13 protein-coding genes are annotated in these 13,354 nt (G+C 71.0%); 9 read left to right on the forward strand and 4 right to left on the reverse strand.

What is annotated here, in order from left to right; all coding sequences use genetic code 11:
• Positions 1-41: 41 nt before the first annotated feature.
• Complete coding sequence (locus tag ACT3T9_RS17875; RefSeq protein ID WP_444607208.1) at positions 42-1,154, reverse strand: ROK family protein; 1,113 nt, start codon at positions 1,152-1,154, stop codon at positions 42-44.
• A gap of 135 nt (positions 1,155-1,289) precedes the next feature.
• On the opposite strand from ACT3T9_RS17875, the gene ACT3T9_RS17880 reads away from it, so the two are divergent.
• The 3 genes from ACT3T9_RS17880 (at position 1,290) to ACT3T9_RS17890 (ending at position 3,717) form a co-directional block, all read left to right on the forward strand.
• Complete coding sequence (locus tag ACT3T9_RS17880) at positions 1,290-2,741, forward strand: protein adenylyltransferase SelO (RefSeq protein ID WP_442332351.1); 1,452 nt, start codon at positions 1,290-1,292, stop codon at positions 2,739-2,741.
• Positions 2,742-2,839: 98 nt separating this feature from the next.
• Positions 2,840-3,394: a type 1 glutamine amidotransferase domain-containing protein gene (locus ACT3T9_RS17885; RefSeq protein ID WP_441446193.1), complete on the forward strand. Its 555-nt coding sequence runs from the start codon at positions 2,840-2,842 to the stop codon at positions 3,392-3,394.
• 20 nt (positions 3,395-3,414) lie between these two features.
• The gene (locus ACT3T9_RS17890; RefSeq protein WP_441446194.1) at positions 3,415-3,717 is read left to right on the forward strand and encodes a hypothetical protein; all 303 of its coding nucleotides are present in this window, start codon (positions 3,415-3,417) and stop codon (positions 3,715-3,717) included.
• 48 nt (positions 3,718-3,765) lie between these two features.
• Here the strand turns inward: ACT3T9_RS17890 and ACT3T9_RS17895 are convergent, their stop codons facing one another.
• The 3 genes from ACT3T9_RS17895 to ACT3T9_RS17905 are packed head-to-tail and all read right to left on the reverse strand — an operon-like array spanning position 3,766 to position 6,178.
• Positions 3,766-5,409, reverse strand: coding sequence for a glycoside hydrolase domain-containing protein (locus ACT3T9_RS17895; RefSeq protein ID WP_444607209.1), 1,644 nt, complete (start codon positions 5,407-5,409; stop codon positions 3,766-3,768).
• 56 nt (positions 5,410-5,465) lie between these two features.
• On the reverse strand, positions 5,466-5,699 hold the full coding sequence (locus tag ACT3T9_RS17900; RefSeq protein ID WP_441446196.1) for a helix-turn-helix domain-containing protein: 234 nt from the start codon (positions 5,697-5,699) through the stop codon (positions 5,466-5,468).
• On the reverse strand, positions 5,699-6,178 hold the full coding sequence (locus ACT3T9_RS17905; protein ID WP_441446197.1) for a DUF2975 domain-containing protein: 480 nt from the start codon (positions 6,176-6,178) through the stop codon (positions 5,699-5,701). The genes ACT3T9_RS17900 and ACT3T9_RS17905 overlap by 1 nt, the downstream gene beginning before the upstream one ends.
• Positions 6,179-6,508: 330 nt before the next feature.
• Between ACT3T9_RS17905 and ACT3T9_RS17910 the strand changes: the two genes are divergently transcribed.
• The 6 genes from ACT3T9_RS17910 to ACT3T9_RS17935 all read left to right on the forward strand — a co-directional run bounded on the left by ACT3T9_RS17910 (position 6,509) and on the right by ACT3T9_RS17935 (position 13,215).
• On the forward strand, positions 6,509-7,222 hold the full coding sequence (locus tag ACT3T9_RS17910; RefSeq protein ID WP_441446198.1) for an alpha/beta hydrolase: 714 nt from the start codon (positions 6,509-6,511) through the stop codon (positions 7,220-7,222).
• A gap of 183 nt (positions 7,223-7,405) precedes the next feature.
• The gene (locus ACT3T9_RS17915; RefSeq protein ID WP_444607210.1) at positions 7,406-8,803 is read left to right on the forward strand and encodes a hemolysin family protein; all 1,398 of its coding nucleotides are present in this window, start codon (positions 7,406-7,408) and stop codon (positions 8,801-8,803) included.
• Positions 8,800-9,840, forward strand: a complete 1,041-nt coding sequence (locus tag ACT3T9_RS17920) for a hemolysin family protein (RefSeq protein ID WP_442332349.1) — start codon at positions 8,800-8,802, stop codon at positions 9,838-9,840. Before ACT3T9_RS17915 ends, ACT3T9_RS17920 begins: the two co-directional genes overlap by 4 nt.
• Before the next feature lie 34 nt (positions 9,841-9,874).
• Entirely contained in the window at positions 9,875-10,492 is a 618-nt protein-coding gene (locus ACT3T9_RS17925; protein ID WP_442332348.1) for a class I SAM-dependent methyltransferase, read from the forward strand.
• Positions 10,493-10,518: 26 nt separating this feature from the next.
• Positions 10,519-11,739, forward strand: coding sequence for an MFS transporter (locus ACT3T9_RS17930; RefSeq protein WP_442332347.1), 1,221 nt, complete (start codon positions 10,519-10,521; stop codon positions 11,737-11,739).
• Between the two features lie 114 nt (positions 11,740-11,853).
• On the forward strand, positions 11,854-13,215 hold the full coding sequence (locus ACT3T9_RS17935; protein ID WP_444607211.1) for a hypothetical protein: 1,362 nt from the start codon (positions 11,854-11,856) through the stop codon (positions 13,213-13,215).
• Positions 13,216-13,354: the final 139 nt, after the last annotated feature.

The following is a 13,354-nucleotide window of genomic DNA, read 5'->3' on the forward strand; positions in this document are numbered from 1 at the left end:
TCGGGCTCTGGTCGAGTCAGGTCGAGTCGGGGCGAGGCGGGTCAGGCGCGGGCGTCCAGCAGGCGGGGCCAGGGCGCGGGAACGTCGGGGATCCCGAAGATCTGAGCGGAGCCATGGGAGAAGGCGAGGCCGAGGGCGCCCACCAGGGCGCCGTCGGTGGTCAGCCGCGCGGCGACCACTTCGGTGGGCTGCCCGGTCATCAGCAGCTCGTCCAGCGCGCGTCGCAGCGGGTCGAGCAGGGTGTCGCCGGCGCGGGAGAGGCCGCCTCCGATGACCACCCGTGCGGGGTCGAGCGTCAGCAGCACGGTGGCGAGGCGTGGCGCGATCTGGGTGCAGAACTCCTGGATCTCACGCTGTGCGGCGGCGTCACCATGGGCGGCCCGGTCCAGCAGGGGTTCGGCCTCGTCGCCGGTGGACCATCGCAGGCGCCCACGCTGCGAGCTCTCTGTCCAGCGCATTCCCCGCTGGCTGCCGAGCTCACCGGCGAGTCGGTGTGCGCCCTGCAGGATCCGCCCCTCGAGGATCGCCGCGACCGAGATCCGGTTGCCGAGCTGCACGAACAGCATGCTGTCCGTCTCCGCGCCGAGGTGATGTTCGGCGAATGCCGCGAGCTTGATGTCGTTCTCCACCGCCACCGGGCAGCCGAGACGCCGCCCGAGCTCTCCGGAGAGATCCAGGCCCACGAGGTCGGGCGCGGCGAGGCTCTGGGTGATCCGACCGTCGGGGCCGAGGATGCCCGGGGCGGCGATGCCGAGGGCACCGGGCATGTGCCCGGTCTCGCGAACCGCTCGTTCGAGTGCGTCGAACGGATCGGGGTCGTTCAGAGGGACGACGGCGCGAGTGAGGACCTGACCGGCGGCGTCGGCGACCAGGCAGCGCACCGTGCGAGCGCCGATGTCCAGGGCCGCGATGGTCGAGACCGAAGGTTCGAAGGAGAAGTGACGAGCTGGGCGCCCCGCCGCGCCCGAGGCGGCGACCGGGGCGGGGATGGCGGCACCGGCGGCCCCGAGGTCCTGCAGCACGGCATCGACGGTGGGGCGGGAGAGCCCGGTGGCGGCGGCGAGCTCGGCGACGGTGAGCGCGCGGCCCGCCTCCCGCAGGACGAGCAGGCAGTCGCGGGCATTGGATCGGCGCACTGCTGAGGCTGTGGTCATCGAACGGTCCGCCCTCGTGATCGCTTGTCCGGGGACGGTTTGGTAACCCGGTTGCACAATGTGCTCCCAGTGTGACGGCTCCGGGGAGCGGGCGTCAACCTCCGGCGGTGGTCGAGCGGGTGGGAGGATCGAGGGATGGAAATCCCCCTGGAGCAGTCCTATGCCGCCGCGGTCCCCGAGCTCTCGGTCCCCTGGCGCGCAGAGGCGCCCCCTCACCCCGAGCTGGTGTGGTTGAACGAGGAGCTGGCGCGCGAGCTCGGATACTCCCCGGCCTGGCTGCGCGGGGAGGAGGGCCTCTCGCTGCTCACCGGGCAGATCGACGGCACCACGGCGCAGGCCTATGCCGGGCACCAGTTCGGCAGCCCGAACCCCCAGCTGGGAGATGGCCGGGCGGTGCTGCTCGGCGACCTCGTGGACACCGGGGGCCACCGCCGCGACCTGCATCTCAAAGGCGCCGGACGCACCCCCTTCGCACGTGGCGGCGATGGGAAGGCGCCGCTGGGCCCGATGCTCCGCGAGGCCGTCATCGGTGAATGGCTCCACGCCCTCGGGATCCCCACCACCCGGGCGCTCGCAGTCCTCAGCACCGGGGAGCAGATCGCGCCGCGACAAGGGGTGACGCCGGAGCCGGGCGCGCTGCTGGTGCGGGTCGCCGCCAGCCATCTGCGCGTGGGGACCTTCGAGTACGCCACCTGGCACCTGGATCCCGAGGCGCGGGAACGCCTCGTGGAATACACGATCCAGCGGCACCATCCCCAGGCCGACGGGCCGCTCGGACTGCTCGAGGCGGTCGTTCGATCGCAGGCGGAGCTGGTGGCGCAGTGGATGCTGGCCGGCTTCGTGCATGGAGTGATGAACACCGACAACATGGCGCTCTCCGGCGAGGGCATCGACTACGGGCCCTGCGCCGTGCTCGATGTCCACCGCCGCGGCGCCGTGTTCAGCTCGATCGACCGTGGCGGCCGCTACGCCTACGGGAACCAGCCTGGGATCGCGCTGTGGAACCTCTCCCGTTTCGCCGAGACCCTGGTGCCGCTGCTCGACGCGGATCCGAACCAGGCGATCGAACAGGCCACCGCGGTGCTCGAGCGGTATGAGGGGTGGTACCTGGAGGCCCATGGGCGCGGACTCGCGGCGAAGCTCGGGATTCCGCGGGGCGAGCAGACCGAGCAGGCTGGAGTGGGAACCGCGGAGGTGGAGGAGCTCGGTGCAGCGCTGTTCGACCTGCTCGAGGAGCAGGAGGTGGACCACACGGGGTTCTTCCGGGCGCTCGGCGAGGGCTCCGCAGCAGCCCTGTTCAAGGATCCGGCGCCGTTCGAGCGCTGGGATGCGCGCCTGCGCGGCCTGCGGGGCGACGGACCGCCGGCCGAGACCGCCCGCAGGAACATGGCCCACGTGAATCCCGCGATCGTCCCTAGGAACGTGCACCTCGACGCCGCCCTGCGCGCCGCGCACCTCGGGGATGTTCAGCCGGTGCGGACGATGCTGGACGCGGTCGGCCGCCCGTTCGAGCGACGGGCGGAGCACGCGCATCTCGAGGAGGCCGGTGACGGCGGAGAGCACTTCCTGACGTTCTGCGGGACCTGAACCCGCCCGCCCCGGTTCCCGCGCGTCCGATCGGTCGGGGCCGCCGGGAGGGCCGGTGATACGGTCGCCTCACCGACCCCCCGACGTGAGGAGACGCCATGAACAGCACCCTCGAAGGACGCAAGATCCTGCTGTTGACCAGCAATTTCGGTACGGAGACCGACGAGATCACAAAGCCGCTCGCGACGCTTCGCGAGGCGGGTGCGACCGTCACCGTCGCCGCTCCGGAGACCGGCGTGGTCACGACCCTGGAGCGCGATCGCGAGCCCGGCCCGGAGGTTCCGGTCGACGCGACCCACGACTCCGTGAAGGCCGCCGATTTCGACGCCCTGGTGCTGCCCGGCGGCACCCTGAACGCCGACTCGCTGCGCGCAGACGAGACCGCACAGTTCCTGGTGCGCTCCTTCGCCGCCGACGGCAAGCCGATCGCAGCGATCTGCCACGCGCCGTGGCTGCTCGTCGAGACAGGCCTGGCCGACGGTCGCGAGCTCACCTCCGTCCCCACCATCCGCACCGACCTCACCAACGCGGGCGGGAAGTGGACCGATGAGGAGGTGGTGATCGACGACTCCGCCGGCTCCCGCCTCATCACCTCACGCACCCCCGATGACCTCGCCGCCTTCAACGCGGCGATCATCAACTCCCTCAGCTGACCCGCCTCCAGGAGGAAGCCATGACACAGCCGCAGAATCCGCAGAATCCCGCCGAGGATCCTGAGCTCGACCAGATCGCCGCGACCAGCGAGGACGAATATGCGCGCGGAGCCGACGAGGGGCCCGGTGAGGTGAGCATCGACGACGCACTGGAGACCGACCGGGTCCTCGCCGAGGGGCCGGAGTCCCGCAACGCCGACGGCTACGGCTTCGACGCCGACCGCGACCGCGGAGGCGATGACTCGACCGCCGCTGAACAGGGCAACCGGGATGAGGACCGCATGGAGGCCGAGACCGCTGAGCAGGAGCTGCCCGAGCTCTGAGGCTCCGGCCGTCGAAGCTCAGCGGGTCGAGGCTCAGTGGGTCGAGGCTCAGGCGGCCAGCGCCGCGAGGATCCTCTCGTCGACCGCATGCCGCGCCCGCAGGTGCTCACCGACGTCATAGGAGAACGACGAGTAGGTGAGGGTGCCGCCCTCGTCGATCAGGGCCTTCGCGCTGGGCCGGTCGGTGAGCTCTGCGAGCCAGGTCAGCGCCCGATGATCGGCCATGGCCTGCGCAAAAACGCGGTGCCGGAGGGAGAGCCAGGGGCTGCCGTCGGGCCCGGGGTAGACCGCGAAGGCATCGCCGCCGAAGAAGGGTCCGCCGGCACAGGTGTCCTCGAAGGGGTCGATCGGGCGCAGCGAGAACTGCGTCCACCAGAAGTTGTACCCCCAGTGCAGGAAGCCGGGGGCGTCGAAGGCGAAGAGCTGCCGGCCCAGCACCCGGTTGCGCACCGACGGCAGCGAGATGAACCGGTTGGCGACGTCCCGGCCCTGGGAGACGCAGTAGTACACCCAGGGGCGCCTGCCTGCCTCGAGGAACGGGCCCGCGTGGTTCGTGGCGACGATCGGAGTGTCCACGACGCCCTGTTCGGCGAAGACCAGGGAGCTGAGCGCGTCGACCACCTGGGCGCCCTCAAGCAGATCTGCGACCTGGCCCTTCGCCGCCCGGTAGGACCCCAGCTGATTCTGGTGCGGCTCATCAGAGATGTGCCACAGGACCTGCCCGTCCCAGTGCTCCTCGAGATGGGCGCGCAGGGCAGGGATCATCGCCTCCAGCAGCCGACGGTAGTCAGGGGAAGTGGCCGAGACATGCCAGCCGAAGCGATGCTCGAGGCCTGAGGCCGTCTCCACCTGGATCGCGGGGGTGTGCTGGGCACCCCACTGCGTGAACAGGTGCGCGATCTCGATGCCGGTGAAGCCCAGCTCCCGGCAGATCCCCAGCCAGCGGTCCAGCCGGGAGAAGTCGAACGCATAGGAGCCGTCCAGTTCACGGATCCCGATCAGCTGCACGAACGGCCGGGTGTGGCCCTCGGCGGTGTCCAGCGGTGGGGTCCAGGTGGGGGTGAGCACCGAGTTCACGTCCATCGCCCGCGCGGAGGCGAGGAAGGCCTCGATCAGCTCCCAGTGGCGCTCGGAGAACACCTCGACGTCGTAGTAGGTGGAGAGGCTGTCGGCGTGGAACCAGTGGGTGTTGGTGATCGACAGCGGGGGCAGGCGGTAAGGGTGGAGGCGCAACTGCGCGGTGTGCTCGGCGAGGACCTGCTCCCCTGTCTCCCCGCAGAGGGTGATCGTGAGGGCGTGGTCGCCGGCGTCGGCCTCCTCCGTGGCGAGGACGTCGATCCACAGCGACTCCCAGCGGCCGGGGGTCACGTGGACGGAGTCATCGCGGAGTGGCTCGAGCAGGTCCGGGTACTCGCCCGGGGCGGTGACCAGGTAGTGCTCGTCGGCGTTCTCCGGAGCAGGGGAGGAGACGGGGACGCGTCGCACAGCGTGCACCTGGGCACGGTCGGCGAGCGGGCCGGCGAGCCGGACCCGGACTGTGCCGAGGGAGTCCTCCTCGAGCCGGAGCGCCACCTGCACGGACAGCACCTCCCCGAGGAAGCCGGAGGCGTGGGCGCCGCCGATCAGCTCGGCGGGGCGCGGCGCGGTCTCGCCGAGCACCTTCTCCAGGGAATCGGTCAGGACGGACTGCACGGGTACTCCTCATCGAGCGCGGGGATGCGGCCGCCCACCATCCTCACATGCCGACCTCACCCGTCGGAAGGTCTGTCGTCGTCCTTCTCAGAAACCCATTCCAACAGGTCTCCCGGCTGGCATTGGAGCACCTCGCACATCGCTTCCAGGGTGCTGAAGCGCACCGCCTTGGCGCGGCCGTTCTTCAGCACCGCGACATTCGCCGGCGAGATCCCGACGCGCTCCGCGAATTCGCCCACGGAGAGCTTGCGCCGGGCGAGCTCGACATCGATCCGCACCACGATCGGCATCAGATCACCGCCTCCATCTCCTCGCGCAGCATCGTGGCGTGGACCAGCAGCGTGCGCATCACGCCCATCAGCAGTGCCATCCCGACCCCGGCGATCGCCCCCAGCACCAGCAGCAGCATCCAGGCGGGGGGACCGCCGACGGTGAAGGACTGGTAGCCGAGCGTTCCCACGCACACCGCGCTCGCGGCGAGGAAGGCCCCGATGATTCCGTCCACCCAGCGCAGGGAGCCGGCGGCGAAGACCTCACCGCGACGGGTGATGCCGAGCAGGCGCAGCGTGCACACGAGCGCTACCTCGACGCACGCCAGGCCGGCGATCGACAGCAGCAGGATCGGCCAGCGCATGAACGCTTCGGCCGGCAGCTCGGCGGCGAGCACGCCGGAGAGCCAGGGGAGGACCACAAGCTGCAGGATCGCGGTGAGCAGCAGTGCGATGCCCAGCAGTATGCGCAGCAGATCAACGCTCAGACGAGAGAACATGCATCGAGTATCACCGCGTATCTATCGAAAGTCAATCGATGTCAGCGTCTGCGATTAATCCATTGCGGTCGCCGGCGGGACGTCCTACGGTGGTCGGACACTCGAGAGGAGGTGATCCGAGAAGTGATTTCTTCTAGGACCTGTGAGGTGGCTCGCCGCTGAGGCGACCGTTCATCCGGACGCGCAGCGAATACCACCGAGCTGCCGGGACCCCCAGGGGTCGGATCTCGTCCATCCGACCAGCGCACCGCGCGACCTGGGGGTCTTCCCCTGCCCGCTGGCCTGCCGTCCTCTCCGCTGGCCCGCCGCCGTGCCCATTAGCCTGCTGTCATGACGAATGCACCCCAGTACGCGCCGATCGAACTGATCGCGACCCGGATCGACGAGGATGCCGCGCTGCGCTCGACCGGCGCTGGCACCGACACCGACACCGGCGCCGACAGCCTCGTCGAGCCGCCGATCGTGCTGCTGCTCCACGGCCTGGGCAGCCACGAGGGCGACCTCGCGGGACTGGTGCCCTACCTCCCGCCGCACTTCACCTACGTCTCCCTGCGGGGCATCTACTCCTATGTGCAGGGCTACGCCTGGTTCGAGATGCCGGTGGATCCGGAGCGCCCGGAGTCGCTGCAGACCTCCGCCGCAGCGGTCGAGGCGTGGATCGCCGCGCAGAGCGCACCCGTCGTCGGCGCGATCGGCTTCTCCCAGGGCGGAGCGCTCGCGCTGCAGCTGCTACGTCGCGATGCGAAGGCGCTGGGCTTCGTGGTGAACCTCTCCGGTTTCCCGTTCCCCGCCGCGATGCCCGGCGATGCCGCGCTCGCTGAGGCCGCGCCGCCCGCGCTGTGGGGCCACGGCGGTATGGATCCGCACTTCGACGCCGAGCGGGAGGAGCAGGTCCGGACGTTCATGAGCGCACACACCCGCCTCGAGGAGGAGCGTCGGCCGTACCTCGCGCACGCCGTGGACGAGATCGAGCTGCGGGCGATCGCCGCATTCCTGCAGCGGCGGGCCGACGAGCATCGGGACGAGCATCGGACCGAGCGCTGAGTGGCCCCGCACACCTGCCCCCACTCTCAGGAATCGGGTTGTAGCATTCCGTCATCCCCCTTCGAGAGCCGGAGCGGGGCATGAGGAGCACCAGGAGATCATGAGCGCCGCCAGCGACGCCCCGAGTGACAGTCCCAGGCCTTCGGGCCTGAGTACAGATGCATCATCCGGGGGGATCCGTCCATGGACCTGATCGGTCCCCTCATATCCTTGGCGGTCGGCCTCGTGCTGATCGCCGCCTGCGGCGGATTCGTCGCCGCCGAGTTCTCCCTGATCACCGCGAACCGCAATGAAGTGGAAGCGGCCGCCGCCTCCGGCGACAAGCGCGCCAGCGGTGTCCTGCAGGGGATGAAGACTCTCTCCACGCAGCTCTCGGGAGCACAGCTCGGGATCACCGTCACCAACCTCGGCATCGGCTTCCTCGCCGAACCCGCTATCGCCGCCCTGATCGGTCCCCTGCTGGTGGATGCGGGTCTGAGAGCGGTCGCTGCGCGGTCCATCTCCGTGATCATCGCGCTGGTGCTCGCCACCGGCGTCACCATGATCTTCGGCGAGCTGGTGCCCAAGAACCTCGCGATCGCGGAACCGCTGCGCACCGCGCGCTATGTGGTCGGCTTCCAGCGGCTGTTCACGACGATCTTCCGCCTCCCGATCCGTCTCTTCAACGGCAACGCCAACGCCGTGGTGCGTGCACTCGGCGTCGAGCCGCAGGAGGAACTCAGCTCTGCTCGCAGCGCTGATGAGCTCTCCGTGCTGGTCAAGCGCTCGGCCGACGAAGGCGCCCTTGCCGAGGAGACCGCCTCCCTGGTCCAGCGCACCCTCGCCTTCGGTGACCGTCGCGCCCACGACGCGATGGTCCCGCGCGGCCGGATGGACTCCCTGGAGGCAGACCATTCAGTCGCGGACCTGCTCGAGCTGGCCCGTCTCACCGGCCACTCGCGCTTCCCGGTGCTCGACGACGAGAACGAGGTGATCGGCGTCGCCCATATCCGGCACGGCCTCGCCATCCCCTTCGACGAGCGGCCCGGCACCAGGGTCGACTCCGTGATGGGCACCGCGACCTTCGTCCCGGACACGGTTCCGCTGGACGACCTGATGGACACCCTGCGTGCCGGTGGTCTGCAGATGGCGGTCGTGGTCGACGAGTTCGGCGACCATGCCGGGCTGATCACCCTCGAGGACCTGGTCGAGGAGATCGTCGGCGAGGTCCGCGATGAGCATGACGAGGAGATGGACGACACCCCGGAGGCCGACGGCTCCTGGGACCTCGACGCGCGCATGCGGCCCGACGAGGCCACCGACAGGCTCGGGGTCACCGTGCCCGAGCACGAGGACTACGACACCCTCGGCGGACTGATCACGATGGAGCTGGGCCGGCTCGCAGAGGTGGGGGACGAGGTCCTCGTGGACACCGACCCCGCCCCTGGAGAGGACCCTGCCCGGCTGCGGATCGAGGTCACCGAGGTGGATGGCCGCCGCATCGAGACCGTGCACGTCAAGGTCGAGCCCGCCGCGACTGAGGACGACGGCGAGCGGGACGACGAGAAGCACCAGAAGCACGAGAAGGAGGAGCGCCGATGAGCACCACGACCGGACTCGCCCTGACCCTGTTCCTGCTGATCTTCAACGCCTTCTTCGTGGGGGCCGAGTTCGCGCTGATCTCCGCTCGCCGCTCGATCATCGAACCCAAGGCACTCGAGGGGAAGTGGGCCGCGAAGGTCACCATCTCCGCGATGGAGCAGGTCTCGCTGATGATGGCCGGCGCGCAGATGGGCATCACCGTGTGCTCCCTCGCGCTCGGCGCGATCAGCGAACCGGCGATCGCCCATCTGCTCGAGGTGCCCTTCGAGGCCATCGGCGTGCCGAGCGCGCTGGTGCACCCGATCTCCTTCGTGATCGCGCTGTCGCTGATCACCTACCTCCACGTCGTCTTCGGCGAGATGGTGCCCAAGAACATCGCCCTGGCCGGGCCCGAGCGGATGGCGCTGATCCTGGCGCCGATGCTGATGGGCATCGTCACCCTGATCAAGCCCGTGCTGTGGCTGCTGAACTCCTGCGGCAACCTCGTGCTGCGCATGCTTGGAGTAACACCGAAGGCTGAGGTGACCAGCGTCTTCACCCGCAACGAGGTGGCGGCGATGGTCAGTGAATCCCGTGAGGGCGGTCTGCTCGAGCACAACGACGAGGCGCTCCTGCTGGGAGCGCTCCGCTTCGAGGCCCGCAGCGTCGCCAACCTGGTGATCCCGCTGGACCAGGTCTCGAGCCTGCCCCAGGGGGTCACCGCGGCGGAGGCCGAGGCCGCCGCCGTCGAGGGGTACTCCCGGTTCCCGGTGAAGGCGGCCGACGGCATGCTGATCGGCTACGTCCACATCAAGGACCTGCTGGACTCCGTGCAGGAGCAGCGCGAGCACCCGATCCCCGCCGAGCGCATCCGCACCCTGCCCGTGATCAGGTCCGACGAGCCGTTGCGACAGGCGCTCACCGCGATGCAGGATTCGGGGGCCCACCTGGGCGCCGCCACCGATGAGGCCGGTACCGTGATCGGCATCGTCACCCTCGAGGACATGCTCGAGGAGCTGGTGGGCCAGATCCGCGACGACTCGCGCATCGCCGCCTGAACCGCCCCCTCGGCCGACGGGGCACGATAGGGGGATGACGAACATCCCCGGCCCGCCGGAGAACCTCTGGACCGCCGCCGTGCGGCAGAACCCCGATCACGCACGGGGCTATGCCGAGCGGTGGCGGCGGATCGAGGCGTCCGGTAAGGACATCTACGGCGAGGCGCGACTGGTCGACGCCATGGCCCCGCGGGGCGCCCGCATCCTCGACGCCGGCTGCGGCACCGGCAGGCTCGGCGGGCACCTCGCCCGGGCCGGCCACCAGGTGGTGGGCGTGGACCTCGATCCCCAGCTGATCGAGGTGGCCCGGGAGGATCACCCCGGGGTGCGCTGGGAAGCAGGGAACCTCGCGGCCCTCGACCTGCGCTCGACGGACGGCGAACGGCTGCTCTTCGATCTGCAGCTCTGCGCCGGCAACGTGCTCAGCTTCCTCGCGGGCCAGGAGCGCAGGCCTGCCCTGGCCCGCCTCGCCGAGCATCTCGCTCCCGAGGGGCGGCTGGTCGTGGGCTTCGGACTCGATCGCGGAGACGATCTCGGTGACTTCGAGGCCGATGCCGCCTCCGGAGGGCTGCGCCTCGTGCAGCGCTTCTCCACCTGGGACCTCCGCCCCGCGGCACCCGGCTTCCTGGTGGGCGTGCTGACCTCCGCCTGACCCCTGATCCTTCTCGAGGAGCCTTCGTGCCCATCTCGCTGCGCCGCCGCCGGTGGGCGCTCTACGCGCTGTTCCTGCTGCCCGGCCTGAGCATGTCCGCCTGGGTCACCCGCACCCCCGCCGTGCGCGATCTGCTGGACGCCTCGACCGCCCAGATGGGTCTGGTGCTGTTCGGGCTCTCCGTCGGGTCGATGGTCGGGATCCTCTCCTCCGGCCCGCTGGTGATGCGGCTGGGGACCCGTCCGGTGGTCGCTGCCGGCGCCGTGCTGGTCGTGGTGGCGATGCCCACCATCGCCCTCGGCGCCGCGAGCGGCATGCCGCTGGCGACGGCTCTGGGCCTGGCCCTGTTCGGGGCGGGGATGGGCGGCGGCGAGGTCGCCATGAACATCGAGGGCGCCGACGTCGAGAGGCTCGGCGGCCGGCCCTTCCTGCCCGCGCTGCACGGATGCTTCAGCCTCGGCACCGTGATCGGGGCGAGCCTGGGCATCCTCGCCAATGCGGCGGCGTTCTCGGTGGTCGCCCACCTGGTGCTGACCGCCGTGGCGGGCGCGGGACTCCTGACGTGGGCACTGCGCGCGGTCCCCTCCGGGGTCGGGCTGGTCACCGCGCAGGAGCGCGTCGAGCAGGCCGCGGCCCCGCGCCCGGCGCTGTGGAAGGACACCCGCCTGCTGCTCATCGGCGGGATCGTGCTCGCGATGGCGCTCGCCGAGGGCACCGCCAACGACTGGCTGCCGCTGATCATGGTCGACGGGCACGGCTTCGGGCCCACGATGGGCTCGATCGTGTTCGCGCTCTTCGCCGCCGCCATGACCATCGGCCGCTTCTGCGGCGGGCCGATCGTGGCCCGGGCGGGACGCGCCCGGGTGCTCATGGTCAGCGCCCTGTTCGCCGCGGTGGGCCTCGCGCTGATCTCCTTCGTGGACAGTCAGCCGGTCGCCGTCGCCGCCGTGGTGCTGTGGGGCCTCGGCGCCTCGCTCGGCTTCCCGCTCGCCCTCTCCGCCGCCGGGGACTCCGGCCCGAACCCCGCCGGCCGCGTGGCCCTGGCCTCGACGATCGGCTACCTCGCCTTCCTGGTGGGCCCGCCCACCCTCGGCCTGCTCGGCGAGGAGGTCGGACTGCGCGGCGCCCTGGTGGTGCCGCTCGCGGTGGTGCTGGTGGCCGTGGCCCTCAGCCCGGCGTCGGCCCCGCGGGTGCGTGCAGCGGAGGCGCCGCAGCCCCGGCAGAGCGCGGGGACGCTCGAGGGCTGACGCCGCCCGAGCCGAGGCTGGAGCGGCGCTTCGGGATCTGGGAGCCGCGTCCCCTCCGAGAACTTCCTGGTGGGAATCCTGACGCACGGCTGACCGCTCCGGCAGGATGACGACATGAACAGCCGCACATCGTCGCACGGCGAATCCTCCTCCCTCGCCGACTCCCGGTGGCGGGTGCTGCCGCTCGGGCCATTGCCTGCTCTCGCCCGGCATGCGGCCGCAGCGGTGCCGCAGGGACTGATCGGTCTGCTCTGCCTGCTCGGCATCGCGATCCTCGGCGGGCTGATCAGTGAGGAGCTGCTGCCCGAGACCGCTGCGGGGACCACCATCGACCTGGTCGGTCGGGCCTCCGCCGGCGGGGTGATGATCCTCGGGGCGGCCGGGCTGCTCCTGTGGGGGCTGCTCGATGCTCTGGACGGCCCTTTGACCGCCCGGGCGCTCGCAGCGCGCAGGCGGGAGGGCACCCCGGCCACCTCCGTCCCCTATCCCCAACAGTGGGGGAGTGCCCAGGCGACGGGCGGCGGGCTGTACCGGGTCTTTGCGATCGTGCTGCTGAGCGGTCTGGGGCTCTGCTACCTGATCGTCGTATTCGTGGTGCTGGGAGAACCCGACGCGAGCGGGGCGGCGATCCTCGCCGGGGGAGCTCTGGTGCTCGGGGCGATCGCCGCAGGCATCCCTCTGACCGGGACCTGGCTGCGAGGCATCCAGCAGCGGCACGCCGCGCCGCTCGCGGAGCACTGGACCCAGGCGCATCGCATCGTCGCGGCCGGGCGGGAGATGACCGAGGAGGAGTTCGCGCCGGCCTCGCGCACCCTTCCCGGAGCCCGGGCCCACGCCGTGGGCCGGGCCCTGCTGTCGGTCCTCGCCGCCGCGGCCGGGATCGGGCTGCTCGGGCTGCAGCTGATGTTCGCCGTCGCCTACCCGGACGCCGAGCGCGAGCCCGGAGGGCGCGCAGGAGATCGTGCGGAGCTGGAGCCCGCCGCGGAGCGCATGGTGGACCTCATCGTGCTCGGGGTCGGCATCGCCGCGGCCGTGGTGCTGCTCTGCGTCGTGCTCGTCGCGCTCTGCGAGATCGTGGCGCGCTGGCAGGAGCACGGCGCGCTGCGGCGTGCGCTCGCGGACCCGCAGGCGGGACTGCCGCCGCTCGCTGCCCTCCGCAGCTACCTGGCGGGCGGGCAGCTCCCGGTGCTGAAGCTGGGGCACGTCGTCGCCGGGGCGTCCGCCGGCCTGGGCTTCGCCCTCTGGTTCGTGGACCTCGTGGCGGGCCTGCCGGACTGGGACACCTACGCCGATGCGGGGCCGCAGCTGCGGGCGGTCGGACCACTGGGCCCCTGGATCGTGCTCGGAGCGCTGGCGGTCATGGCCCTCGGGATCGTGCTCGGCGCAGTGCTCGAGGCCCGCGACCGGGTGCTGCGCGATGAGCTGGTCCAACGCTGGCCCGTAGGGCCCGCGGCGCCGGAGGCGAGCGCAGACTGACGCCCCTGCGCGATTGGGCTCGGGTGAGCGTGCACGTCGGCGCACTCACGCATCGCTGACGTGAGTCACGCCATCTTCCGGGGCTAAAGTGCCCCGCCCTCGGCCTCCCGGTTACGGTGAGCCCAGCACATCGTCGTGT

This window comes from Brachybacterium sp. AOP29-B2-41, assembly GCF_052378395.1.
Taxonomy (GTDB): Bacteria; Actinomycetota; Actinomycetes; order Actinomycetales; family Dermabacteraceae; genus Brachybacterium.

Coding starts and splice junctions, on each gene's coding strand:
- ACT3T9_RS17875 (WP_444607208.1), bottom strand. CDS start 1,154: ATGACCACAGCCTCAGCAGTGCGCCGATCCAATGCCCGCGACTGCCTG.
- ACT3T9_RS17880 (WP_442332351.1), top strand. CDS start 1,290: ATGGAAATCCCCCTGGAGCAGTCCTATGCCGCCGCGGTCCCCGAGCTC.
- ACT3T9_RS17885 (WP_441446193.1), top strand. CDS start 2,840: ATGAACAGCACCCTCGAAGGACGCAAGATCCTGCTGTTGACCAGCAAT.
- ACT3T9_RS17890 (WP_441446194.1), top strand. CDS start 3,415: ATGACACAGCCGCAGAATCCGCAGAATCCCGCCGAGGATCCTGAGCTC.
- ACT3T9_RS17900 (WP_441446196.1), bottom strand. CDS start 5,699: ATGCCGATCGTGGTGCGGATCGATGTCGAGCTCGCCCGGCGCAAGCTC.
- ACT3T9_RS17905 (WP_441446197.1), bottom strand. CDS start 6,178: ATGTTCTCTCGTCTGAGCGTTGATCTGCTGCGCATACTGCTGGGCATC.
- ACT3T9_RS17910 (WP_441446198.1), top strand. CDS start 6,509: ATGACGAATGCACCCCAGTACGCGCCGATCGAACTGATCGCGACCCGG.
- ACT3T9_RS17915 (WP_444607210.1), top strand. CDS start 7,406: ATGGACCTGATCGGTCCCCTCATATCCTTGGCGGTCGGCCTCGTGCTG.
- ACT3T9_RS17920 (WP_442332349.1), top strand. CDS start 8,800: ATGAGCACCACGACCGGACTCGCCCTGACCCTGTTCCTGCTGATCTTC.
- ACT3T9_RS17925 (WP_442332348.1), top strand. CDS start 9,875: ATGACGAACATCCCCGGCCCGCCGGAGAACCTCTGGACCGCCGCCGTG.
- ACT3T9_RS17935 (WP_444607211.1), top strand. CDS start 11,854: ATGAACAGCCGCACATCGTCGCACGGCGAATCCTCCTCCCTCGCCGAC.